The 23,325-nt window shown below is 64.7% G+C and carries 21 protein-coding genes; 9 read left to right on the top strand and 12 right to left on the bottom strand.

The features are described 5' to 3' along the window. The first annotated feature begins 286 nt into the window (after nucleotides 1–286). The gene (locus tag M9955_08820) at nucleotides 287–736 is read left to right on the top strand and encodes a carbon monoxide dehydrogenase subunit G (protein ID MCO5081745.1); all 450 of its coding nucleotides are present in this window, start codon (nucleotides 287–289) and stop codon (nucleotides 734–736) included. A 15-nt stretch (nucleotides 737–751) separates the two neighbouring features. Here M9955_08820 and M9955_08815 read toward each other — a convergent pair whose 3' ends face one another. Continuing rightward, nucleotides 752–1,912, bottom strand: a complete 1,161-nt coding sequence (locus M9955_08815) for a P-loop NTPase (protein MCO5081744.1) — start codon at nucleotides 1,910–1,912, stop codon at nucleotides 752–754. A gap of 183 nt (nucleotides 1,913–2,095) precedes the next feature. Here M9955_08815 and M9955_08810 point away from each other — a divergent pair, with 183 nt between their 5' ends. The 6 genes from M9955_08810 (at nucleotide 2,096) to M9955_08785 (ending at nucleotide 9,323) form a co-directional block, all read left to right on the top strand. After that, nucleotides 2,096–3,022 carry a LysR family transcriptional regulator gene (locus M9955_08810; protein ID MCO5081743.1) on the top strand — a complete coding sequence of 309 codons (927 nt, stop codon included), beginning with the start codon at nucleotides 2,096–2,098 and terminating at the stop codon, nucleotides 3,020–3,022. 108 nt (nucleotides 3,023–3,130) lie between these two features. Next, a complete protein-coding gene (locus M9955_08805) occupies nucleotides 3,131–3,610 on the top strand; it encodes a formate dehydrogenase subunit gamma (GenBank protein ID MCO5081742.1) in 480 nt (159 codons plus the stop codon). After that, on the top strand, nucleotides 3,607–5,163 hold the full coding sequence (locus M9955_08800; protein ID MCO5081741.1) for an NADH-quinone oxidoreductase subunit NuoF: 1,557 nt from the start codon (nucleotides 3,607–3,609) through the stop codon (nucleotides 5,161–5,163). Before M9955_08805 ends, M9955_08800 begins: the two co-directional genes overlap by 4 nt. A 9-nt stretch (nucleotides 5,164–5,172) precedes the next feature. Then, entirely contained in the window at nucleotides 5,173–8,088 is a 2,916-nt protein-coding gene (gene fdhF / locus M9955_08795) for a formate dehydrogenase subunit alpha (protein ID MCO5081740.1), read from the top strand. A gap of 52 nt (nucleotides 8,089–8,140) precedes the next feature. Then, nucleotides 8,141–8,986, top strand: coding sequence for a formate dehydrogenase accessory sulfurtransferase FdhD (gene fdhD / locus M9955_08790; protein MCO5081739.1), 846 nt, complete (start codon nucleotides 8,141–8,143; stop codon nucleotides 8,984–8,986). Then, nucleotides 8,976–9,323: a formate dehydrogenase subunit delta gene (locus M9955_08785; GenBank protein MCO5081738.1), complete on the top strand. Its 348-nt coding sequence runs from the start codon at nucleotides 8,976–8,978 to the stop codon at nucleotides 9,321–9,323. The genes fdhD and M9955_08785 overlap by 11 nt, the downstream gene beginning before the upstream one ends. 41 nt (nucleotides 9,324–9,364) lie before the next feature. On the opposite strand, the gene M9955_08780 is transcribed toward M9955_08785, so the two are convergent. From M9955_08780 to M9955_08730, 11 genes are all read right to left on the bottom strand, one after another. After that, on the bottom strand, nucleotides 9,365–9,934 hold the full coding sequence (locus tag M9955_08780; GenBank protein ID MCO5081737.1) for an NAD(P)H-dependent oxidoreductase: 570 nt from the start codon (nucleotides 9,932–9,934) through the stop codon (nucleotides 9,365–9,367). A gap of 93 nt (nucleotides 9,935–10,027) precedes the next feature. Then, on the bottom strand, nucleotides 10,028–10,882 hold the full coding sequence (locus M9955_08775; protein ID MCO5081736.1) for a sugar phosphate isomerase/epimerase: 855 nt from the start codon (nucleotides 10,880–10,882) through the stop codon (nucleotides 10,028–10,030). Nucleotides 10,883–10,957: 75 nt separating this feature from the next. Beyond that, nucleotides 10,958–12,244 carry a 4-aminobutyrate--2-oxoglutarate transaminase gene (gene gabT / locus M9955_08770; protein MCO5081735.1) on the bottom strand — a complete coding sequence of 429 codons (1,287 nt, stop codon included), beginning with the start codon at nucleotides 12,242–12,244 and terminating at the stop codon, nucleotides 10,958–10,960. 109 nt (nucleotides 12,245–12,353) lie between these two features. Continuing rightward, nucleotides 12,354–13,778, bottom strand: coding sequence for a gamma-aminobutyraldehyde dehydrogenase (locus M9955_08765; protein MCO5081734.1), 1,425 nt, complete (start codon nucleotides 13,776–13,778; stop codon nucleotides 12,354–12,356). Nucleotides 13,779–13,879: 101 nt separating this feature from the next. Further along, a complete protein-coding gene (locus tag M9955_08760) occupies nucleotides 13,880–14,695 on the bottom strand; it encodes an ABC transporter permease (protein ID MCO5081733.1) in 816 nt (271 codons plus the stop codon). After that, nucleotides 14,685–15,632: an ABC transporter permease gene (locus M9955_08755; GenBank protein MCO5081732.1), complete on the bottom strand. Its 948-nt coding sequence runs from the start codon at nucleotides 15,630–15,632 to the stop codon at nucleotides 14,685–14,687. The genes M9955_08760 and M9955_08755 overlap by 11 nt, the downstream gene beginning before the upstream one ends. Nucleotides 15,633–15,637: 5 nt before the next feature. After that, complete coding sequence (locus M9955_08750; protein MCO5081731.1) at nucleotides 15,638–16,636, bottom strand: ABC transporter ATP-binding protein; 999 nt, start codon at nucleotides 16,634–16,636, stop codon at nucleotides 15,638–15,640. Between the two features lie 154 nt (nucleotides 16,637–16,790). After that, nucleotides 16,791–17,948: an ABC transporter substrate-binding protein gene (locus tag M9955_08745; GenBank protein MCO5081730.1), complete on the bottom strand. Its 1,158-nt coding sequence runs from the start codon at nucleotides 17,946–17,948 to the stop codon at nucleotides 16,791–16,793. 153 nt (nucleotides 17,949–18,101) lie between these two features. Next, complete coding sequence (gnd, locus tag M9955_08740) at nucleotides 18,102–19,112, bottom strand: decarboxylating 6-phosphogluconate dehydrogenase (protein ID MCO5081729.1); 1,011 nt, start codon at nucleotides 19,110–19,112, stop codon at nucleotides 18,102–18,104. A gap of 99 nt (nucleotides 19,113–19,211) precedes the next feature. Beyond that, nucleotides 19,212–20,120: a LysR substrate-binding domain-containing protein gene (locus M9955_08735; GenBank protein MCO5081728.1), complete on the bottom strand. Its 909-nt coding sequence runs from the start codon at nucleotides 20,118–20,120 to the stop codon at nucleotides 19,212–19,214. A gap of 58 nt (nucleotides 20,121–20,178) precedes the next feature. Further along, a complete protein-coding gene (locus M9955_08730; protein ID MCO5081727.1) occupies nucleotides 20,179–20,961 on the bottom strand; it encodes a DeoR/GlpR family DNA-binding transcription regulator in 783 nt (260 codons plus the stop codon). Between the two features lie 219 nt (nucleotides 20,962–21,180). On the opposite strand from M9955_08730, the gene M9955_08725 reads away from it, so the two are divergent. Both M9955_08725 and M9955_08720 read left to right on the top strand, forming a co-directional pair. Further along, the gene (locus M9955_08725; protein ID MCO5081726.1) at nucleotides 21,181–22,140 is read left to right on the top strand and encodes an ABC transporter substrate-binding protein; all 960 of its coding nucleotides are present in this window, start codon (nucleotides 21,181–21,183) and stop codon (nucleotides 22,138–22,140) included. Nucleotides 22,141–22,160: 20 nt separating this feature from the next. Continuing rightward, on the top strand, nucleotides 22,161–23,168 hold the full coding sequence (locus M9955_08720; GenBank protein ID MCO5081725.1) for a betaine/proline/choline family ABC transporter ATP-binding protein: 1,008 nt from the start codon (nucleotides 22,161–22,163) through the stop codon (nucleotides 23,166–23,168). Nucleotides 23,169–23,325 lie beyond the last annotated feature (157 nt).

Here is a 23,325-nt window from a genome sequence, read left to right as displayed (position 1 = left end):
TCCTTGCGGCAATCGTTATGACAACGCTACCATCGGGGCAAGGGGTAGCATCGTCTGTTCCTGCGACAAGTCGCAGCGCCGTGCCGTCCTACCAGTGCTTTTGGCAGCGCAAGTCTGATAAATCGGAGTAATCGCTGCCCGAGCCTCTGCCCCATTCAGACACTACGGAGAGCTTCCGGAACTCGTCCCGCCTCCTTCAAGCCTACGCCGAATCTTCACTCTCGGCGCGATGGACAGCTTCGCGACGCCGGGGTACCAGATAGAACCCGCAAGGCAGGAGGATCGCATGGCTCTGGTTATCGAAGGCGAGGAGAAGATCGCGGCGCCGATCGACAAGGTGTGGGCCGCGCTCAACGATCCGGAAGTCCTGAAACAGTGCATCCCCGGCTGTCAAAGCCTCGAAAAGACCTCCGACAACGATCTCGCGGCCACGGTCGTGCTGAAGATCGGGCCGATCAAGGCAACCTTCAACGGCGCGGTGACGCTGAAGAACCTGAACCCGCCGAATTCCTACACCATCCAGGGCGAGGGCAAGGGTGGCATAGCCGGGTTCGCCAAGGGCGGCGCGGACGTCACATTGACCGAGGACGGCCCAGGTATGACCCTGTTGAAATACGAGGCAAAGGCCGATGTCGGCGGCAAGATCGCGCAGCTCGGCAGCCGCCTGATCACCTCGACGTCGAAGAAGCTGGCGGGCGAATTCTTCTCGACCTTCGGGGAGAAGGTCGGCGCATAGCGCGCGTCGTAACCGCTACTCGAACACGATCTGCGGAACGGCGGCTTCGGCTGCGCCGCGCTCCTCCCGCAGCCGCGACCAGACCTTGGCGGCGATGTCGCGATAGACCTTCGCCTGCGCGCTTTCCGGCTCCGCCACCACGACCGGCGTGCCGGCGTCCGAGGTTTCGCGCGTCCGCATCTCCAGCGGCACCGCGCCGAGAAAGGCGACGCCAAGCCGCTCCGCCTCCCTGCGCGCGCCGCCATGCCCGAAGATATCGTAGCGCTTGCCGGTATCGGGAGCGATGAAGTAGCTCATGTTTTCGACGATGCCGAGCAGCGGCACGTCGACCTTGCGGAACATGTTGAGGCCCTTGCGCGCATCGATCAGCGCCAGATCCTGCGGGGTCGAGACGATGACCGCACCGGCCAGCGGCACCTGCTGCGCCATGGTCAGCTGCGCATCGCCCGTGCCGGGCGGCATGTCGACCACCAGCACGTCGAGGGGACCCCATTCGACTTCACGCAGCATCTGGGTGAGGGCCGATATGACCATCGGCCCGCGCCAGATCATCGGCGTCTCCTCCTCGACGAGGAAACCCATCGACATGACCTTGAGCCCGTAGCGCTCCTTCGGCCTCAGAATGCGGCCGTCGACCGTCTCTGGCTTTCCCGTCACGCCGAGCAGGCGCGGCATGGAGGGGCCGTAGATGTCGGCGTCCAGTATGCCGACCTTCAGGCCGATGGCGGCCAGACCGAGAGCCAGATTGACGGCTGTGGTCGACTTGCCGACGCCGCCCTTCCCGGACGCGACCGCGATGATCGAGGCGATGCCGGGAACGCCGCGGCGGCCGCTGGTCTGCGACGGCGGGGCCGGAGGTGTTGCAGTGGCACGCGCCTGTGCTGGCTTCGGGACGGGCCGCGGCTGCGCGGCTTCCATGCCGCCGCCCTTCTTTTCCGCTGTCAGCGCCACGACAGCCCCGGCGACGCCCGGTATCGACTTCACGGCGCGCTCCGCCGCTGCACGCAGCGGCTCGAGTTCCTGCGCGCGCGCCGCAGGTACGGTGACGGAAAAGAACACCTTCGAATCGGCGATGAAAATCTCGGACACCAGGCCGAGATCGACGATGTTGCCCGAAAAATCGGGACCGTTGACGGTCCTCAGCTTCTCGATGACGGCTTCTCTGGTGACGTTCATTGGCCTTGCCCGACTGGTTCAGCCGTTCAGATAGTCCATCGGGCCGCGCGAACCAAGCGTCGCCATGGTCGCGGCCGGCTGTGGTTCGAGAGGGAGGCCAAGGAAGCTGCTGGCGCCAACGGCCGGCAGGCCTTCTCCTGTCGCCGTCTTTCTTCCGCATCCGAACCTCTCTAGGCTCGGGCCATGATCGACAAGCTCGAATTCTTCATGGCGCTGGCCAAGGCCCGGCATTTCGGCCGCGCCGCCGAGGATCTCGGCATCACCCAGCCGACCCTGTCGGCCGCGATCAAGCAGCTCGAGGACCAGCTCGGCGTCATGCTGGTGCAGCGCGGCTCGCGCTTCCAGGGCCTGACGCCGGAGGGCGAACAGGTGCTTTCCTGGGCTCGGCGCATTACCGGCGACGCGCGCGCCATGCGGGAGGAAATGCGCGCCGCCAAGCGCGGCCTGACCGGCCGCATCCGCATCGCCGCGATACCGACGGCGTTGGCGATGATCCCGCGGCTCACCACGCCGTTCCGCGAGAAGCACCCCGGCGTCACCTTTTCGATCCTGTCGCGTACCTCCATCGAGACGCTGTCCATGCTCGCCAATTTCGATGTCGATGCGGGCATCACCTATCTGGAGAACGAGCCGCTCGGTCGGGTCGTCTCCGTGCCGCTCTATTCCGAGCGCTACCAGCTCATCACCGCCGCCGGCACCAGATATTCCGAACGCGAAACGGTATCGTGGGCCGAGATCAGCGAGTTGCCGCTCTGCCTGCTGACGCCCGACATGCAGAACCGGCGCATCATCGACCAGCATCTCGGCGAAGCCGGCGTCGTCGTGAGGCCGACGCTGGAGTCCAACTCGATGATCGTGCTCTTCTCGCATATCCGCACGGGCAAGTGGTCGTCGATCATGCCGCTCAACCTCGCTGAAACCTTCGGCTTCGCGGAGCCGATCCGCGCCATTCCCATCGTCAAGCCGGATGCCAGCCATACGGTCGGGCTGGTCGCGACGCCGCGCGAGCCGCATACGCCGCTGGTGGCGGCGCTGCTGGACGAGGCGATGACGCTTGCGGACGATTTCCGCCGCGCCCGCCGCGATATCGATAAAGAGTCCGAAGTTTGATAGAAATCTTCTATCAAACCACGGCACAGCTTTATTGATCCTGGCGGTTTCTTCTGCTGTGATAAGAACTTAGCGTCAGGCGTGACGCGGATTCAGGGAGGGCGCTGCATGGCGATGCAGCCCGCAAGTACCGAGATCGAGCAGCGCACCGTCGAGGTGATCGCAGGCCTGAAGGATCTTGAAGGTCCTCTGCTGCCCATCCTTCACGACCTTCAGGAAGAGTTCGGATACGTTCCGAGGGAGTCCCTGCCCGTCATCGCGCATGAACTGAACATGTCGCGGGCCGAGGTCTACGGCGTCGTGAGCTTCTATCACGACTATCGCAAGGTTCCGGCCGGCCGGCACGTGCTGAAGCTGTGCCAGGCGGAAGCTTGCCAGTCTATGGGCTCGGACGGCGTCGCGTCGAAGGTGAAGCAGGCGCTCGGCATCGGTTTCCACGAGACGACGAGCGACGGTTCTGTGACGCTCGAGCCGGTCTATTGCCTCGGCCTCTGCGCCTGCGGGCCGTCGGCCATGCTCGACGGAGAAGTGATAGGCCGCGTCGATGATGAGGCGATCGAGGAGATCGTCGAGGCGGTGCGGACATGACCGTCACCATCTATATTCCCGACGATTCCGCCGCGCTGGCGCTGGGCGCCGAAAAAGTCGCGAAGGCTGTCGTGGCCGAAATCGCGGCGCGCGGCATCGATGCGAAGATCGTCCGCAACGGATCGCGCGGCATGTTCTGGCTGGAGCCGATGATCGAAGTGGCGGCCGAATTCGGCCGCGTCGCTTATGGGCCAGTGAAGGCAAGGGACGTGCCGGGCCTGTTCGATGCGGGCCTCGCCACGGGCGGCATGCATAGCCTGTCGCTGGGCAATCCGGAGGAGTTGCCCTTCCTTGCGCGGCAGATCCGCCTGACCTTCGCGCGCTGCGGCATCACCGACCCGCTGTCGCTTGACGACTACCGCGCGCATGGCGGCCTGACCGGACTGAGGAAGGCTGTGTCGATGGCGCCCGCCGACATCGTCAAGCAGGTTACGGACAGCGGCCTGCGCGGACGCGGCGGCGCCGGCTTCCCGACTGGCATCAAGTGGAATACGGTGCTCAACGCCGTCGCCGACCGGAAATACATCGTTTGCAATGCCGACGAGGGCGACAGCGCCACCTTCGCCGACCGCATGGTCATGGAAGGCGATCCCTTCGTGCTCATCGAGGGCATGGCGATCGCCGGCATCGCGACCGGCGCGACGAAGGGCTTCATCTATATCCGCTCCGAATATCCGCACGCCGTCGTCAAGATGCGGAAGGCGGTCGAGATCGCGCGGCGCGCCGGGGTGCTCGGCGTCAATGTGCTCGGCTCCGCCCATGCCTTCGACATGGAGGTGCGGGTCGGCGCGGGCGCCTATGTCTGCGGCGAGGAGACGTCGCTGCTCAACTCGCTGGAGGGCAAGCGCGGCGTGGTCCGCGCCAAGCCGCCGCTGCCGGCGATAGAAGGGCTTTTCGGCAAGCCGACCGTGATCAACAACGTGATCTCGCTCGCCTCCGTGCCGATCATCATGGACAGGGGCGCGGAGTTCTACAAGAATTTCGGCATGGGCCGCTCGCGCGGCACGATCCCGATCCAGATCGCCGGCAATGTCAGATATGGCGGCTTGTTCGAGACCGCCTTCGGCCTGACGCTGGGCGAGATCGTCGACGGCATCGGCGGCGGCACGGCGAGCGGACGCCCGGTCAAGGCGGTGCAGGTCGGCGGGCCGCTGGGCGCCTATTTCCCGCGCGCGCTGTTCGACACGCCGTTCGACTACGAAGCCTTCGCGGCGAAGGACGGGCTGATCGGCCATGCCGGCATCACCGTGTTCGACGACACGGCCGACATGCTGAAGATGGCGCGTTTCGCCATGGAGTTCTGCGCCGTCGAGAGCTGCGGCAAGTGCACGCCATGCCGCATCGGCTCGACGCGCGGGGTGGAGACGCTGGACAAGGTGGCGGCCGGTATCCAGCCGGAGAAGAATCTTGAGCTCGTCACAGACCTCTGCAACACGATGAAGTTCGGCTCGCTTTGCGCGCTCGGCGGCTTCACGCCCTATCCGGTGATGAGCGCCCTCACCCACTTCCCCGAGGATTTCAAGCCGGCGCCGGTGCGCGTGGCTGCGGAATAGGAGCGGACGATGAACATCATGGCCGACATCCCGACGCTGGTGGAAGAGATCGACTACGGCACGCCTGCCTCGACGGCGCAGAAGCAGGTGACGCTGACCGTCGACGGTCGCGCCATCACGGTGCCCGAGGGCACGTCGATCATGCGCGCCTCGATGGAAGCCGGCGTCGAGATTCCGAAACTGTGCGCGACGGACATGCTGGACTCGTTCGGCTCCTGCCGCATCTGCCTGGTCGAGATCGAGGGCCGCAACGGCACTCCCGCCTCCTGCACGACGCCGGTCGGCGAGGGCATGGTCGTGCGCACGCAAAGCGACCGGCTGGACGCCATCCGGCGCGGCGTCATGGAGCTCTATGTCTCGGACCATCCGACGGGCTGGAACGAGAAGGCCGGCACAGGCGCCAGCGAGTTCGACCAGGTGGCGCGGTCGGTAGGCCTCACCGAGAACCGCTACGGCGTCGGCGGCCGCAACCACGTCAAGCCGGATGAAGGCGTCGCGCCGGGCCACGGCTCGCTGACCGTCGACTACCTCGTCCGCGACGAGTCCAACCCCTATTTCGCCTACGATCCGGCGCAGTGCATCGTCTGCTCGCGCTGCGTGCGCGCCTGCGAGGAGGTGCAGGGAACCTTCGCCCTGACGATTGAGGGACGCGGCTTCGAGTCGCGCATCGTCCCCGGCATGCACGAGGACTTCATCGGTTCCGAATGCGTGTCCTGCGGAGCCTGCGTGCAGGCCTGCCCGACCGATGCATTGCGCGAGAAATCCGTGCTCGAAAAGGGCATGCCGGAGCGATCCGTCGTCACCACCTGCGCCTATTGCGGCGTGGGCTGCTCCTTCAAGGCCGAGATCAAGAACGACGAGATCGTGCGCATGATGCCCTTCAAGGGCGGCATGGCCAATCACGGGCATTCCTGCGTCAAGGGCCGCTTCGCCTACGGGTATGCCACCCATAAGGACCGTATCCTCAACCCGATGATCCGCGAGAAGATTTCCGATCCGTGGCGCGAGGTGAGCTGGGAACAGGCGTTTGCCCACATCGCCAGCGAGTTCCGGCGCATCCAGTACCAATACGGGCGCGGCGCGGTGGGCGGCATCACATCCTCGCGCTGCACCAATGAGGAGACCTATCTCGTCCAGAAGCTGGTGCGGCAGGGTTTTGGCAACAACAATGTCGATACCTGCGCCCGCGTCTGCCATTCGCCGACCGGCTACGGTCTCGGCCAGACCTATGGCACCTCGGCCGGCACGCAGGATTTCGATTCCGTCGACGAGGCGGACGTCATCATGGTGATCGGCGCGAATCCCTCCGCTGCGCACCCGGTCTTCGCCTCGCGCATGAAGAAGCGCATCCGACAAGGCGCGAAGCTGATCGTGCTCGATCCGCGCGTCACCGAGACGGTGGATTCCGTCCACGCCAAGGCCACTTGCCATCTGCCGCTGAAGCCCGGCACGAACGTCGCGGTCGTCACGTCGCTGGCGCATGTCATCGTGACGGAAGGGTTGTTCAACGAAAAATTCATCCGCGAGCGTTGCGACTGGTCGGAATTCGAGGACTGGGCGGCCTTCGTCGCGGACAAGAGCAACAGCCCGGAAGCGATCGAGAAGCTTTCCGGCGTGCCGGCGGAACGCATCCGGCAGGCCGCCCGGCTCTACGCGACCGGCGGCAACGCCGCCATCTATTACGGCCTCGGCGTCACCGAGCACAGCCAGGGCTCCACCGCGGTGATGGCGATCGCCAATCTCGCAATGGCGACGGGCAATATCGGCCGTCGCGGTGTCGGCGTGAACCCGCTGCGCGGCCAGAACAATGTCCAGGGCTCCTGCGACATGGGTTCGTTCCCGCATGAGCTGCCGGGCTACCGGCATATTTCGGGCGAGGAAACGCGTGACATCTACGAGGCGCTGTGGGGCGTGAAGCTCGACAACGAGCCGGGCCTGCGCATCCCGAACATGCTGGACGCGGCCGTGGAAGGCACCTTCCTGGGCCTCTACGTGCAGGGTGAGGATATATTGCAGTCCGACCCCGACACGAAGCACGTTTCGGCCGGCCTCGCCGCCATGGAATGCGTGGTCGTCCACGACCTCTTCCTCAACGAGACGGCCAACTACGCGCATGTCTTCCTGCCGGGCTCGACCTTCCTGGAGAAGGACGGGACCTTCACCAACGCGGAACGTCGAATAAATCGCGTGCGAAAGGTGATCGCGCCGAAGAACGGCTATGCCGACTGGGAGGTGACGCAGGAGATGGCCCGCGCCATGGGCCTCGACTGGAACTACACTCATCCGTCCGAGATCATGGACGAGATCGCGGCGACGACGCCGAGCTTCGCCAATGTCTCCTACGACCTTCTGGAGCGTATGGGTTCCGTGCAGTGGCCATGCAACGAGAAGGCGCCGGAAGGCACGCCGATCATGCATGTCGGCGGCTTCGTGCGCGGCAAGGGCAAGTTCATCCGCACCGAATATGTCGCGACCGACGAGAAGACCGGGCCGCGCTTCCCGCTTCTGCTCACGACCGGCCGCATCCTGTCGCAATACAATGTCGGCGCGCAGACGCGGCGCACGGAGAATGTCGTGTGGCACGCGGAAGACCGGCTGGAGATCCATCCGCACGACGCCGAGCAACGCGGCATCCGCGACGGCGACTGGGTGCGGCTCTCCTCCCGCGCCGGCGAGACGACGCTGCGCGCGCTGATCACGGAGCGTGTCGCGCCGGGCGTGGTCTACACGACCTTCCACCACCCGGACACGCAGGCCAACGTCATCACCACCGACTTCTCCGACTGGGCCACCAACTGCCCTGAATACAAGGTGACGGCGGTTCAGGTGATGCCGTCCAACGGCCCGAGCGACTGGCAGCGGGAGTACGAGGAACTGTCGCGCCGCAGCCGGCGGATCGAGGGGCATCTGGAAGCTGCGGAGTAGACAGGGCTATGTGGCGCGTAGCACCTCCGCCCCGCCATCGGCAGGTCGCGTCATGACCCGCCCTCCCCTTGCCACCGCGCCCCGCATCGCGCATCGCGTGGCCGGCGATTTCACCGCGAATCGCGCGGTTCCGGAGGAAATGCCGATCGCACTTTCCTATGGCGGCACGACGCATGCGGTAATGATGGCGTCGCCGGCGGATTTCGAGGATTTCGCGCTCGGCTTCTCGCTGACCGAGGGTATCGTCGCCTCGCCTGACGAGATCGAGGCAATCGAAGTGGAGGACCTCGGCGCGGGTATCGACATCCAGATCCGGCTCAGAGACAAGGCGAATACGCGTTTCGAGGCGCGGCGACGGCGGCTAGCGGGCCCGGTCGGATGCGGTTTGTGCGGCATCGAATCCATTGAGGAAGCGATGCGCAGCGTCGAAGCCGTCGGCCGCTCGCGACTTGCGTTGAATGCGAACCAGATCAGCGAGGCGGTGCGGCTGCTCTCGAGGAAGCAGCCCCTGCATGCGGAGACCGGCGCGGTTCACGCCGCCGGCTTCTACTTGCCGGGCGCGGGCATCGTCGCGGCGCGCGAGGATGTCGGACGGCACAATGCGCTCGACAAACTGGCCGGCGCGCTAAGCAAGGCGGGCACCGGGGGCGCAAGCGGCGCGGTCGTCGTCACCAGCCGCGTGTCCGTCGAGATGGTGCAGAAGACGGCGGCCATCGGCGCACCGTTCATCATCGCCGTGTCGGCGCCAACCGCGCTGGCGATACGCACGGCCGAAGAAGCTGGCATGACGCTGGTGGCGCTGGTGCGTGGCGACGAGTTCGACGTTTTTACCCATGCCGGACGCGTGATTTCCGGCGCAGGCAGATCGGCAGAGGGAGACAAGCGCCATGTCGCATGAGGAGAGTCACGGCGATCTGGTGATCGCCAAGATCATCCGCATGGCCAACCAGATCGGCACCTTCTTCCTGTCCAAGCCGCATGACGAAGGCGTTGCCGGCGTTGCCGAGCACATCAACAAGTTCTGGGAGCCGCGCATGCGGCGGCATTTCTTCGAAGTGTTCGACGCGGGCGGCGAAGGCATGCTGCCGATCGTCAAGGAGGCGGCCATGAAGATCAGACGGCCATCCGCACCCGTGTCGTTGTTTCAGGCCGAGCAGGCCGATGCCGGTGTCCCCGGCGACAAGGGCAATGCGGCCGGCGAGGCGACATCGAACATCGCCGCTTCGCAGGGGTAGCAGGGCCGAAGCCTCAGCTTTCAGGAATCAGATCACGCCGTTCAGCCGGCGTGCAGCGGCTTGAGCGCCGTCGCCCATTTGTGAAGTTCGTCCAGCATCAGCTTCGCACCATCGGCAATCACATCGGTGGGCCGGAATACGCCGTCTTCGCCGATATGCTGAGTCACCATCGGAATCGGCACACCTTCCGCCATTGGCATCATCTTGACGGCAGTGAACAGCAGCTTTTCTGCCTGGGCGGCGCGCAACCCTCCCGAAATGCCGCCATAGCTGACGATGCCGGCCGGCTTGTAATGCCATTCCCGTGCGACGAACTGCACGGCGTTGACGAGCGAGGCGGGCGGAAAATAATCGTATTCGGGCGTGACGAAAGCATAGGCGTCCGCCGACGCCACGCTGGCCGCCCATTTCTTCGTATGGTCATGCTCATATTGCTGCATGCGCGGATGCTTCGCCTCGTCGAGCAGCGGCAGGTGGAAATCCGCGAGATCGACGAGTTCCGCCTCGAACCCGCCATGGCCGGCTGCCACGCCGTGAAACCATTCGCCGACTTTGGGGCCGATGCGCCCAGGGCGGATGCTGCAGATGATGGTCTGTAGTTTCAATGTCATGCGTGCCCACTCGATATGATTATTCCTCATATCGAGTGGGCAAGCCATGCAGCAAGAAGATACCTGAAAGTGCCCTGGTATCCTTCCGGTGCCCTACGCCTTCCCGGCCTTCTTCCAGCTTTCCCTGATATGCCTGAAGCCGTCGCGATAGACAGCTTCGGGGCTTTCCGCGAAATCGCGCCAGACCTTCGTTGCCGCCGCAAGGTCCTTCAGGCCGCGCCCGAACGCCTCGATGGTTAGCCAGTCGTCATAACCGCTGTTGCGGATGGCCGCGAAGGTCTCCGCCCACGGTATGTTGCCGCGTCCCGGCACGCCCCGGTCATTCTCGGAGATGTGGATGTGGACGATGTCCTTCACATGCTTCGTATAGGCCCCGACCGGATCGGCTTCCTCGATATTGGCGTGGAAGGTGTCATACATACCCTTGATGTTCGGGTGCCCGATCTCGTCGATGTGTTCCGAGAGATCCGCCATGGTGTTAAGCAGATAACATTCGAAGCGGTTCAGCGCCTCAAGTCCCACGGTGACGCCCCGCTTCATCGCATGATCGCCGATGGCGCGCTGCGAGGAAACGGAACGCTTCCCTTCCGCCGCGGTCGGTCCCGTGCCGCTGAAATGGCCAAGCGTCGAATGCATCGGCCCCATGATCTTGTCCGCGCCGAGCGCGGCGCAGCAATCCAGCGCCCACTTCATGTAGGCGATACCGGCCTTGCGGGCGGCCGCATCGCCGATCAGGTTCATGGCGGGGTCGCCCATGGCGGTGACGGCGGTGCGCTCCAATCCGATACGGTCGAGCATGTCGCCGAGGCGCGCGAAATCGTCCGGCGTGCCCTCGAAGATCGGTATCTCGACGCCGTCATAGCCGGTCGCCTTGATGTCGCGAAGAATGGGTTCGTGCTTCCTGCCGACATTGGTCGTCCACAGGAACATGTTAAAGCCGATTTTCACTGATCGCCCTCCCTGCAATCTGGTCCGACCAGATTGCAGGTTTCCGCGAAGGGCGCAAGCTGTCGCGCGAGACGGCTATGCGTTGGCCGCCACCAACGCCTTTTCCAGCTTGGCAAGACCCTCATCGAGCACCGCGTCCGAAGCCGTCAGCGGCACGAGGATGCGCAGCGTGTTGGCATGCACGCCGCAGGAAAGGAGCACGAGACCGTCGCCTATGGCCGACTGGATAACGCGCTTTGTAGTGTCGGCGTCCGGGTCATTGGTGCCGCGCTTCTTCACGATGTCGAAGGCGACCATGGCGCCGGGCCCGCGCAGATTCGCCACCGGCACCGTGTCGTTGCGCTGCGAAGCCTTGACGACCGCGTCCCTGATCTTGCGGCCGACATGTTCGGCGCGCGCAATGAGCTTTTCCTCCTCAATCACGTCGAGCACGGCGAGCGCGGCCACCAGCGCCAGTGGATTGCCGGCATAGGTGCCGCCGAGGCCGCCCGGTTCCGGCGCGTCCATGATTTCGGCCTTGCCGACGACGCCGGACAGCGGGAACCCGCCGGCCAGAGACTTTGCCACGGTGATGAGGTCCGGCTCGACGCCGCTCACCTCGATGCCGAACATCTTTCCCGTGCGCGCGAAGCCGGTCTGGATCTCATCGGCGATCATGACGATGCCATGCTCGTCGCAGGTGGCGCGGATCGCTTCCAGCAGTTCGGTCGGCGCGGGATGGAAGCCGCCCTCGCCCTGCACGGGTTCGATGATGATGGCCGCGACCTGCGCCGGTTCGATGTCGGCGCGAAAGAGGAATTCCATCGCCCGCAGCGTGTCGGCGACCGTCATGCCATTGTCGAGCGTCGGGAATGGCAGGTGGTAGATGTGGGGCAGCGCCGGCCCGAACTTCTTACGATAGGGTGCTACCTTGCCGGTGAGCGACATGCCGAGGGTGGTGCGTCCGTGAAACGCGCCAGAAAAAGCGATGACGCCGGGACGGCCCGTATGGGCTTTCGCAATCTTGATGGCGTTCTCGACGGCTTCCGCGCCTGTCGACAGGAAGATCGTCTTCGCCTCTCCCTTGATGGGCGCGAGCTTGTTCAGCCGCTCCGCAAGTTCGAGATAGGGCTCATAGGGCAGAACCTGGAAGCAGGTATGGGTGAAGCGGTCGAGCTGGTCCTTGACCGCCTTGATCACCTTGGGGTGACGATGGCCGGTGTTGAGCACCGCGATGCCGCCTGCAAAGTCTATGTAGCGCTTGCCTTCAACGTCCCAGACCTCGGCATCCTGCGCGCGGTCGGCGAAGACGGGAAAGGCCGTGCCGACGCCGCGCGGTACGGCGGCGACGCGGCGTGACTGAAGTGAAGCGTTGGCGGACATGGTGCGTTATCCCTCGGTCGGTATCATGCCCGGAATAGGTGCGCTCCGGGCGGATTCATAGGGCCTCGCCATGCCGGACGGCGGAGCCAAAGCCGGCGCAGGCGGCCGATCAGTGAGCGACCATGACGTGCCGGACGGCGGTGTAGTCCTCCAGCGCGTAGAGCGACATGTCCTTGCCATAGCCGGACTGCTTCAGGCCGCCATGCGGCATCTCGTTGGTCAGCATGAAGTGCGTGTTGATCCAGGTGCAGCCATATTGCAGCCGCGACGCCGTCGCCATGGCGCGGCCGACATCCTTCGTCCAGACCGATGAGGCAAGGCCGTAGTCGCTGTCGTTGGCCCAGTTCACCGCCTCGTCCACATCCGAGAAGCGCGTCACCGAAACCACCGGCCCAAAAACTTCGCGGCGCACGATCTCGTCTTCCTGCAGCGCGCCGGCGACCACGGTCGGCTGATAGAAGAAGCCGCCACCCTCGCCCGGCTTGCCGCCGGTGGTGATCTCGATATGCTTCAGTTCGGCGGCGCGCTCGACGAAGGAGGCTACACGGTCGCGCTGACGCTTCGAGATGAGCGGTCCGATCTCGTTTTCCGTATCGTCCGGCTGGTTGAACTTTATGGTCGAGACAGCCGAGGAGAGATCGGCGACGAGCTTGTCGTAGACCTTCCTGCCGGCATAGATGCGGCAGGCGGCGGTGCAATCCTGCCCGGCATTGTAATAGCCGAAGGCGCGCAGGCCGGAGACGACGGCGTCGAGATCGGCGTCGTCGAAGACGATCACCGGAGCCTTGCCGCCAAGCTCCAGATGGGTGCGCTTGACCGACTTGGCGGCGGCCTGCAGCACCTTCTTGCCGGTGGCGACGTCACCGGTGATGGAGATCATGTTGATCTTCGGATGATTGATCAGCGTGTTGCCGACGCTCTCGCCCCGGCCGAGCACGATGTTGACGACCCCTTCCGGCAGGATGTCGGCCAGAAGCGCGCCGAGCTTCAGCGCCGTCAGCGGCGTCTGCTCGGATGGCTTGAAAACCACCGTGTTGCCGCCGGCGATCGCCGGCGCTAGCTTCCACGCCATCATCATCAGCGGATAGTTCCACGGTGCAATGGAGGCGACGAGGCCGATCGGGTCGCGGCGTATCATCGAGGTGAAGCCCGGAAGATATTCGCCAGCGATCGCCCCCGGCATGGTGCGGACCGCACCGGCGAAGAAGCGGTAGCAGTCGACAATGGCTGGGATCTCGTCGTTCAGCACCGCGTTGATCGGCTTGCCGCAGTTCAGCGCTTCCAGCTTCGCGAACACTTCTGCGTTCTTCTCGATGGCGTCGGCGATCTGCAGAAGATAGCCGGAGCGCTGGGAAGGCGTCGTGCGCGACCATGTGGCGAAGGCCCGTTCGGCCGCCGCCACGGCCGCCTCGATCTGCGACTGGCTCGCCTCGGGCAGGTCGAGGATCGTTTCGCCGGTTTTCGGATTGAGGACGGCTTCCTCCGTCTCAGTGCCGGCCTCGAACTTCGAGCCGATCAGCATTCTGGTGTCCATGGTGTTCTCCCTGTTGGGATCGGTGAACCGTAAACAGCGAGCAGTGAACCGAGCAGTCAGGGTTTCACTGTTCGCCGCTCACGGTTCACTGATCACTGTTTTCACTTTCCCGCCCCGGCGATCTGATCGCCGTCGCGCGTGAGGTAATAGGCGGCGAGGATCGGCAGCAGCGTGACCAGCACGACGACCATCGCCACGACATTGGTGACCGGCCGCTGGCGCGGCCTGACAAGCTCTTCCAGCATCCAGATCGGGAGCGTCTGCTGCTGGCCGGCGGTGAAGGTGGTGACGATCACCTCGTCGAAGGACAGCGCGAAGGCCAGCATGCCGCCGGCCACGAGGGCGGTGCCGATGTTCGGCAGCACGACATGGCGGAAGGTCTGGAAGCCGTTGGCGCCGAGGTCCATCGAGGCCTCGATCATCGATCTGGAGGTCCGCCGGAACCGCGCCACCGCGTTGTTGTAGACGACGACCACGCAGAAGGTGGCGTGACCGAGAATGATGGTCCAGGTGGAGAAGGGTATCTCCATCAGCGAGAAGGCCGAGCGCAGCGAGATGCCGGTGATGATGCCGGGCAGTGCGATCGGCAGGATGACCAGCAGCGAGATCGCCTCGCGGCCGAAGAACTTCGTGCCGGAGATGGCGGCGGCGCACAGCGTGCCGAGCACCAGCGCGATGGCCGTGGCAATGGACGCGACCTGCACGGACAGTTTCAGGGCCTCCCACACGTCCGGCCTGTTCCAGGTGACGGCGAACCATTGCAGCGTCAGCCCCGGCGGCGGCCACTGATAGCTCTTCTCTTCCGTCGTGAAGGCGTAGACGAAGATCAGCAGGATCGGCAGATGCAGGAAAAGCAGCCCGCCGGCGGCGGCGATCTTCAACGCCAGCGGCGCGCGGGTGTTGGGATCAGAGCGCATCGAACGCCCCCATGCGTTTGGCGCCCCAGAGATAGATACCCATCACGACGATCGGCACGACGGAAAAGGCGGCGGCGAGCGGTATGTTGCCGGCGGTGCCCTGATGGGCGTAGACGGCCTGGCCGATGAACAGCCGCGACGTGCCGATGATCTGCGGGATGATGTAGTCGCCGAGCGTCAGCGAGAAGGTGAAGATCGAGCCGGCCACGATGCCAGGCAGCGCCAGCGGAAAGAGCACGTTGCGAAACGTCTGGCTGGGCGAGGCGCCAAGGTCGGACGACGCCTCGACCAGATTGCCGGGCACGCGCTCGAGTGCGGCCTGTATCGGCAGGATCATGAACGGCATCCAGACATAGACGAAGACGATGAACGTGCCGGTGAAGGATACCGAAAGCGAATTGCCGCCGACGACCGGCAGCGACAGCCATGCGTCGAGCAGCCAGTTCAGATGCACCTTGCCGAGGAACCAGGTCAGGATGCCTTCCTTGGCGAGGATCAGCTTCCAGGCATAGATCTTGACCAGATAGCTCGACCACAGTGGCATCATCACGCCGAGATAGAACAGCGCCTTCCATTTGCCCCGCGCATAGCGGGCCGCGAAATAGGCGATGGGAAACGCGATCACGGCCGAAGCCAGCGTCACCAGCGCCGCCATCGACACCGTGCGGACGATGATGTCCAGATTGGAAGGCTGCAGCAATTCCCCATAGGTCTTCAGCGTGAACTCGCGGTTCACGAGGCCCGAGAACTCGTCGATCGAGAAGAAGCTCTGCAGCAGAAGCGCAAGGAGCGAGCCGAGATAGACGATGCCGAGCCAGAGAACCGGCGGGAGCAGCATCAAAAGCAGCGGCACCTTCGGCCGCCGCCAGAAAAGATCCGACAGCGCACCGGCAATGCCGCCGGTCGATGGCTGGATGGCCGGGGCGGAAGCCTGCAGAGCGCTCACCCCTCACCCTCCATGACGTGCAGATGCTCGCGATTGAAGGTGAGGATCACGTCTTCGCCCGCCTCCGGCACCGGAGCGCCGGCCGGCAGCGTGGCGTGCAGGCGCAGGCCCGATGCATCGAGCGCGAGCCGCGTCGCCGCCCCGAGATAGTTCTTCGCAACGACACGGGCCGGCACGCCGTCGCCGCTTGTGGCGCGGGCGACGCGAATCTGCTCGGGCCGCAGGCTGCCCCAGCGCCGCTGCCCCGAATAGCGCTGCACGAAGTCGGGCGGCAGCACGTTGGACGAACCGACGAAATCCGCCACGAAGCGGGTTTGCGGCTTCTGGTAGATTTCCTCCGGCGTGCCGACCTGCATGATCCTGCCGTCGTTGAAGACGGCGACGCGATCGGCCATCGAAAGCGCCTCGCCCTGGTCGTGGGTCACGAAGACGAAGGTGATGCCGAGCGATTTTTGCAGGAGCTTCAGCTCCTCCTGCATGTTCTCGCGCAGCTTGAGGTCGAGCGCTCCCAGCGGCTCGTCGAGCAGCAACACCTTGGGTTGATTGACGAGCGCGCGGGCAAGCGCCACGCGCTGACGCTGGCCGCCGGACAGTTGACCCGGCCGGCGCGCACCATATCCGGGAAGCTGCACCAGCTTCAGCGCATCCTCGGCCTGCGCCAGCCGCTCCGTCTTGCCGACACCCTTCACCATCAGGCCGTAGGCGACATTGTCCAGCACGTTGAGGTGCGGAAAGAGCGCATAGTCCTGAAAGACCGTGTTGACATTGCGCCGGTAGGGCGGCACCCCGTCCGCACTTTCGCCGAATATCTCGATGTGGCCGGCGGTGGGCTGCTCGAAACCGGCGATCAGGCGCAGGCAGGTCGTCTTGCCGGAGCCCGAAGGCCCGAGCATGGCAAAGAACTCGCCGGGCCTGATGTCGAGATCGACGGCGTCGACCGCGCGGACGGAGCCGAAATGGCGCGAGACTTTCTGAAACGAAACGGCTGCGGTCATGGCTCTTCTACACTGCGGAAGCGTGGCTGCGCCTCACCTCCCTCATGCGAGAGGTCGCGCCACAGGAGCGAGCAAGGGTGAGCGGACAGATTTGTCTGACTTCACCCCGCCGCCTCGTGTCGACCTTCCCAAAAGGGGGAAGGGTAGGAGTTGATCAGCGGCCGCCGATCACGCCGATGTAATCGGAGACCCAGCGATAGTACGGCACGCACTGGTCGTTCTGGGTGGCGCATTTCGTGGTCGGCGTCGTCCAGAAGTGGACCTTCTCGAAATTGTCGAAACCGTTGGCAGTGCAGGTCTCCTTGGTCAGCATGCCGCGACCATCCGTGCAGGCCGCCGGAACCGACGGGTTGGCGCCGAACCACACGCCGAGATCGCTCTGGAGGTTCGACGACAGCGAATGCTCCATCCACATGTAGGAGCAGTTAGGGTTGGCGCTGTCGACATGCATCATCGTCGTGTCGGCCCACCCTGTCACGCCTTCGTCCGGAAACACCGAGTCGACCGGCTGCTTGTCGGCCTTCAGCAGGTTGACCTGGAACGGCCACGACCCGGACGCGACCACGCCCTCGTTCTTGAAGTCGTCGATCTGGATGAAGGCGTCATGCCAGTAGCGGCCGACGAGCGTGCGCTGCTGGCGCAGTAGTTCGAGCGCCGCCTTGTACTGGTCCTCGTTGAGCTGATACGGGTCCTTGATGCCGAGATCGGGCTTGTGCGTCATCAGATAGAGCGCGGCGTCGGCGACATGGATCGGGCCGTCATAGGCCTGCACGCGTCCCTTGTTCGACTTGCCGTCGTCCAGTGTCGTCTCCTCGAACACCACCTTCCACGAAGTCGGCTTCGTCTTGATGGCGTTGGTGTTATACATGAGGACGTTCGGACCCCACATGTAGGGGACGCCATAGTGGACGCCGTCGACCGTGTGCCACGGGGCGTCCTTGAGGCGGTCGTCGACTGCCGACCAGCTTTTGATGAGGTCCACGTTGACCGGCTGCACGCGCTTGCCGGCGATGAGGCGAAGCGAGGCGTCGCCGGACGCCGTGACGAGGTCGAAGCCGCCTTCGTTCATCAGCGCGACCATCTCGTCCGAGGTGGCCGCCGTCTTGACGTTGACCTTGCAGCCCGTCGCTTCCTCGAACTTGGTGACCCAGTCGAACGCCTTGTCGGTCTCGCCACGTTCGATATAGCCCGCCCAGGCGATGATGTTCACCTGACCTTCGCCTGCGCCGATCTCCTTCACCTGCGCCAGCGCCTGTCCGGCCATGCCGAGCGAAAGCGTCAATGCCGTACACGTCTTCAGAAAGGATTTCATCGTCACGTCTCCCATTCGAGGGCCGCTCTCCGGTGGCGGCGTAACTCTGATCGTCAACGTGATACGAATTTAGAGGTTTCGCAATTTCCATTCGAGAGAACCGAGTTATCGGAAATTCCGATACCTAAACCGCTCGGATGCGGCGACTTGATCTCAGCCCTTCGGTTTCTCAGCATGTCCGCCGAAGGCAAAACGCATCGCCGAGAGCAGCTTGTCGGCGAATTCCGACTCCCCCTGCGAACTGAAGCGGTCGAACAAGGCTGAAGACAGGACAGGCGCCGGCACGCCGGTGTCGATCGCAGCCTTCAGCGTCCAGCGACCCTCGCCGGAATCCGACACGCGTCCGCCGAAAGCCTTCAGTGCCGGGTCGTCCTTGAGTGCTGCGGCGGTGAGATCGAGCAGCCACGAGCCGATGACGCTGCCGTGCCGCCAGACCTCGGCGACTGCCGCCAGATCGATGTCGAACTGATAATATTGCGGCGTCGGCAAGGGGCTGGTCTCGGCGTCGGCCTCGCGCGGGCGCTTGCCTGCATTGGCGGATTTGAGGATGTTCATACCCTCGGCATAGGCGGCCATCACGCCATATTCGATGCCGTTGTGAACCATCTTCACGAAGTGGCCGGCGCCGCTCGGACCGCAATGCAGGTAGCCGAGATGCGCGGTGCCAAGGTCCCCGGAGGCAGCGGGAACGCCTTCGTCGGATCCGGGGGCGAGCGCCGCGAAGACCGGATCGAGGTGACGGACGGCCGCATCCGGCCCGCCGATCATCAGGCAGTAGCCGCGGTCGAGCCCCCAGACGCCGCCACTGGTGCCCACATCGACGAAGCTCAGGCCGCGCTCGGCGAACTTCGCCGCCTGATCGACGGCGTCATGATAGTGCGAATTGCCCCCGTCGATGACAATGTCCCCCGGCTCCAGCAAGGCGGCGACCTGCTCGGCGACGCGCCGGGTGATCGCCGCCGGCAGCATCAGCCAGACAACCCGGGGCTTTTCAAGCCTGCCGACGAACTCTTCCACGGAAGAGGCACCGGTCGCGCCCGACTTCGCCAACGCCTCGACGCTCGCCGGATTGATGTCGTAGACGACGCAATCATGACCGCCGCGCATCAGCCGGCGCACCATGTTGGCGCCCATCCGCCCCAGTCCCATCATTCCGATCTGCATGTTCGCTCCGGTCTTTCGCAAGGATGTCGACGGCATTCAGGTGCCTAAGACGAAAGAACATGGTGACAGTCTTCCGGCCGGCAAGTCCAGCGCACAATCCTAAGAACGCTGGCGCCCGCTGCGGTGGGTCTGGGCGATGCCGATGAAATCGCGCGCCGATTCCGGCAGGCTGGAGCCGCGCCGCCAGACCATGCCTACCTGCACCACCGGCAGCGAGCCCGACACGTCGCGGGACTCGATGCGGTCTCCTTCCAGCGACCACGGGCGGTAGACCAGATCGGGCAGCAGCGCGATGCCGGCGCCGGTGGCGACGAGGCTGCGCACGGCCTCTACGGAGCGCGTGCGGAAGGCGACATGCGGCCGCGCACCGAGCGCCACCAGCAGCTTGCCCGTATTCTCCTCGATCTCGTCCACGGTGAGCATGATCAGCGGCTCACTGGCGACGTCGTTGATGCCGATGATCTCGGCAGAGGACAGCTTGTGGCCGAGCGGCAGCCAGAGCCTGTAAGGCGAGACCTCCAGGATCTCGGCCTGCAACGCCATGCGGTCCCGCAAATTCGAGATGACCATGACGGCGACATCCAGTTCGCCGCCGATGAGCAGATGTTCGAGATAGTCGCCATTGTCCTCGATCGCTGTGACCTCGACGCCGGGAAAGGCACGGCGGTAGCGCGCGAGCAGATCGGAAAGCACATAGCCGGCGACGAGCGAGGTGACGCCGAGCTGCAGGCGTCCGGCCGCCGCCTGTTCGCCGGAAAAGGTGCGGCGGGCGTCGGACACGTCGGCCAGGATCTTGGTCGCATGACGCAGGAACTGATGGCCCTTGTGCGTGATGGTCAGGCCGCGCGGATGGCGGTCGAAAAGCTCGACGCCGAGGTCGCGCTCAAGCTCCTTGATCGCCTCGGTGACGGAGGATTGCGAGATCGACAGATGCTGCGCGGCCCGCAGCACGGACCCGCGCTCGGCGACCGCTACGAAGAACTGGAGCTGGCGGAGCGTGAAGGCCATGAGGCGCGATCATAACGAAGCCGCGCCGACGCGCCAGCGCCGGCTGCCTCTTACCCGATCAGGCCGCCGCCTCGCGCAAGCCGTTGGCGACGGTCACCTGCACGCCGGCCTCCTGCAACGCCAGTGCGACATCGCGGGGCGGTAGGCGGTCGGTAAACAATTCGCGGACATCCGCGAAGTCGCACACCTTGACGAGGCCATGGCGGCCGAATTTCGTATGGTCCGTCACGACGATGGTGCGGGCGCCGCGCGAAAGCACCATGCGGGCGAATTCCGCCTCGTCGAGATCGTAGTCCATGACGCCGATCGCGGCATCAATGGCGCCGACCGAGATGACCGCATGCGCGACCGTGAAGCGGCTGACGAACTCGATCGCCGAGACGCCGAAGGCCGCGCCGCTGTCGCTGCGCAGCTCGCCGCCGGCCATATAGACCTTGTTGCCGTTTACGGTGGCGAGCGTGCGCGCGATGTCGGACGAATTGGTGATGACGGTGAGCCGGCGGTGGCCGATCAGCTCGCGGGCCAGAAAGCTCGTCGTCGTGCCGGTGTCCAGCATGACGGAATCGCCGTCCTGTATCGTCGCCGCGACCCGGCGCGCGATGGCGCGCTTGGCCTCGGCGTTCTCGCGCATGCGCCGCTCGAACGGCGCCTCGCCCGCCAGCGACGGCAGGCTGATCGCGCCGTGCATCTTCAGCACCGAACCGTCATTGGTGAGAGGCTTCACGTCGCGGCGGATGGTTTCCAGCGACACGTTCAGCCGCTCCGCCAGAGCGGCGATGGTGATCGTCCCCTCCTCCTGCAGCAGGCGCAGAATCTCGCCATGGCGCTTGGAATGGTTCATGTCGTTCCCTGACCCGATGAGCTGCCCGATTTTGCGGGCATATTCCCCGCACTCCAGGCTAATTACAACCGGTTCGTCACAAAATCACAAAGAAAACCACAGAGTTGCGTTGACAACTCAACACCAAGTGCAAGACAGTGGGAACGGGAACCAGGCAGAACCGGACACGAGAGCCGGCATGTCGCTAACAATAGCCATCGGGCGAGCAGGAGGCTCCATATGCGCTTTTTCTCATTGAAACATGCCGCGTTCGCGCTGGCCTTTTCCAGCGCCGTCGCGCTGACGCCGGCCGTCGCACAGGAATCCACCGATCCCATCAAGCTGACGCTGCATGACTGGACCGGTCAGCTCATCACCACCGAGATCATGGGCGAAGTGCTGAAGAAGGCCGGCTACAGCGTCGAATATGTGCAGGCCGACTATCTGGCGCAGTTCGCCGGGCTGGAAACCGGCGACCTGCATGTGGCGATGGAAATGTGGGAGACGACCGGCCGTGACGCCATGGACGCCTCGCTCGCCACCGGCAAGACGGAGAATTTCGGCCCGACCGGCATGCAGGCCAAGGAAGAATGGTGGTTTCCGGAATATATGAAGGAGAAATGCCCCGGCCTGCCCAACTGGGAAGCACTGAAGGATGAGGCCTGCGCCGAAGCCTTCTCGACGGCGGAGACCGCGCCGAAGGGCCGCTATCTCGGCGGGCCGGTCACATGGGGCGGCTTCGACGACGAGCGCGTCGAGGCGCTCGACCTGCCTTTCGAGGTGATCCATGCCGGCACCGACGCCGCGCTCTTCGCCGAGCTGGAAAGCGCTTATCAGCGGCAGGCGCCGATCCTGCTATGGATCTACGCGCCGCATTGGGCGCCGGCCAAGTACAAGGGCGAGTGGATCGAATTCCCGCAATACACCAAGGAGTGCTACACCGACCCGAAATGGGGCTCCAACCCGGATGCGCTCTACGATTGCGGAAAACCCTTCGGCGAGATCTGGAAGGTCGGCTGGGCCGGCGTGAAGGACAAGTGGCCAGGCGCCTACCAGGCGATCAAGGCTTTCACCGTCAACAATGACGAGATGGGCCAGATGATCACCGACGTCGACATCAACGGCAAGTCGGTGAGCGAGACGGTGCAGGCGTGGATGGCCGCCAACGAGCCGCGCTGGTCGGATTGGATCAAGAAGTAGACGCCCGCCACAGCCGCGCGATGACTGGTAAACTCGTCTGCCGGAACGTCTGGAAGGTTTTCGGCGCCGGCGCCGCGGAACAGTTTTCCGGCGGGCGCCAGCCTTCGGGTGAGGATCTGGCGCGCGCCGGTCTCGTCGGCGCGGTCCGTGACGTCAATATCGAAGTCGAGACCGGCGAAATCTTCGTCATCATGGGCCTGTCGGGGTCCGGCAAGTCCACGCTTGTCCGCTGTCTCTCGCGCCTGATCGAGCCGACGGCGGGCGAGATCCTGTTCAACGGCGAGAACCTGCTCGCGGCGTCCGAAAGCCGGATGGTCGAAATCCGCCGTCACCAGATGGGCATGGTATTCCAGAACTTTGCGCTGCTGCCGCACATGACGGTGCTGTCCAACGTCGCCTTCCCGCTGGAAGTGCAGGGCGTGGAGCGCAGCCAGCGCGAGGTGCGGGCACGAAAGATGGTCGAGCTCGTCGGCCTCGCCGGCAAGGAGAACTTCTTTCCGCGCGAGCTTTCCGGCGGCCAGCAGCAACGCGTCGGCATCGCGCGCTCGCTGGCGGTCGAGCCGGAGCTCTGGTTTCTCGACGAGCCGTTCTCGGCGCTCGATCCGCTGATCCGGCGCGAGATGCAGGACGAGTTCATGCGGCTGCAATCGGTGCTGCGGAAAACCATCGTCTTCATCACGCACGATTTCGACGAGGCGATCCGGCTGGCGGATCGCATCGCCATCATGAAGGACGGCGCGATCGTGCAATGCGGCACGCCCGAAGAGCTGGTGCTCAGCCCCGCCACCGACTACGTGGCCGAGTTCACGCGCAGCGTCACCAGGGCGAAGGTCGTGCGCGTCGGCTCGATCATGAAGGCAGCGCCGGCGGGGCTAAACGGCGCGGCGGTGAAAGAGCGCGCGACGGTGGCGGAAGCGGCGCCGCTTTTCCAGTCCGGCGCTGACCTCTTGCGCGTGGAGGATGCCGACGGGAACACCGCCGGGGCGCTCCAGCGCGCGGATGTCGTCGATCTGATGATGCGGGGATGATTGTGAGCGACGTGAGCTACCTTGTGGCCGGCGCTCCCTCCCTCTCGAGGGGAGGGTGGGGTGCCCTCCACCCGCACGACGCCAACAGAACGTCGAGCACTGCCGCACGTACCCCACCCGGCCGGACTACGTCCGGCCACCCTCCCCGCAAGGGGGA

Source organism: Rhizobiaceae bacterium (assembly GCA_023953845.1).
Classification (GTDB): domain Bacteria; phylum Pseudomonadota; class Alphaproteobacteria; order Rhizobiales; family Rhizobiaceae; genus Arvimicrobium.
Note: the sequence above shows the minus strand (reverse complement) of the source record. Positions and strands in the feature narration are given on the sequence as shown.

Excerpts from the sequence above, each read along its gene's own strand:
- M9955_08820 (MCO5081745.1), top strand. The coding sequence starts at position 287 with ATGGCTCTGGTTATCGAAGGCGAGGAGAAGATCGCGGCGCCGATCGAC.
- M9955_08815 (MCO5081744.1), bottom strand. The coding sequence starts at position 1,912 with ATGAACGTCACCAGAGAAGCCGTCATCGAGAAGCTGAGGACCGTCAAC.
- M9955_08810 (MCO5081743.1), top strand. The coding sequence starts at position 2,096 with ATGATCGACAAGCTCGAATTCTTCATGGCGCTGGCCAAGGCCCGGCAT.
- M9955_08805 (MCO5081742.1), top strand. The coding sequence starts at position 3,131 with ATGGCGATGCAGCCCGCAAGTACCGAGATCGAGCAGCGCACCGTCGAG.
- M9955_08800 (MCO5081741.1), top strand. The coding sequence starts at position 3,607 with ATGACCGTCACCATCTATATTCCCGACGATTCCGCCGCGCTGGCGCTG.
- fdhF (MCO5081740.1), top strand. The coding sequence starts at position 5,173 with ATGAACATCATGGCCGACATCCCGACGCTGGTGGAAGAGATCGACTAC.
- fdhD (MCO5081739.1), top strand. The coding sequence starts at position 8,141 with ATGACCCGCCCTCCCCTTGCCACCGCGCCCCGCATCGCGCATCGCGTG.
- M9955_08785 (MCO5081738.1), top strand. The coding sequence starts at position 8,976 with ATGTCGCATGAGGAGAGTCACGGCGATCTGGTGATCGCCAAGATCATC.
- M9955_08780 (MCO5081737.1), bottom strand. The coding sequence starts at position 9,934 with ATGACATTGAAACTACAGACCATCATCTGCAGCATCCGCCCTGGGCGC.
- gabT (MCO5081735.1), bottom strand. The coding sequence starts at position 12,244 with ATGTCCGCCAACGCTTCACTTCAGTCACGCCGCGTCGCCGCCGTACCG.
- M9955_08765 (MCO5081734.1), bottom strand. The coding sequence starts at position 13,778 with ATGGACACCAGAATGCTGATCGGCTCGAAGTTCGAGGCCGGCACTGAG.
- M9955_08760 (MCO5081733.1), bottom strand. The coding sequence starts at position 14,695 with ATGCGCTCTGATCCCAACACCCGCGCGCCGCTGGCGTTGAAGATCGCC.
- M9955_08750 (MCO5081731.1), bottom strand. The coding sequence starts at position 16,636 with ATGACCGCAGCCGTTTCGTTTCAGAAAGTCTCGCGCCATTTCGGCTCC.
- M9955_08745 (MCO5081730.1), bottom strand. The coding sequence starts at position 17,948 with ATGAAATCCTTTCTGAAGACGTGTACGGCATTGACGCTTTCGCTCGGC.
- gnd (MCO5081729.1), bottom strand. The coding sequence starts at position 19,112 with ATGCAGATCGGAATGATGGGACTGGGGCGGATGGGCGCCAACATGGTG.
- M9955_08735 (MCO5081728.1), bottom strand. The coding sequence starts at position 20,120 with ATGGCCTTCACGCTCCGCCAGCTCCAGTTCTTCGTAGCGGTCGCCGAG.
- M9955_08730 (MCO5081727.1), bottom strand. The coding sequence starts at position 20,961 with ATGAACCATTCCAAGCGCCATGGCGAGATTCTGCGCCTGCTGCAGGAG.
- M9955_08725 (MCO5081726.1), top strand. The coding sequence starts at position 21,181 with ATGCGCTTTTTCTCATTGAAACATGCCGCGTTCGCGCTGGCCTTTTCC.
- M9955_08720 (MCO5081725.1), top strand. The coding sequence starts at position 22,161 with ATGACTGGTAAACTCGTCTGCCGGAACGTCTGGAAGGTTTTCGGCGCC.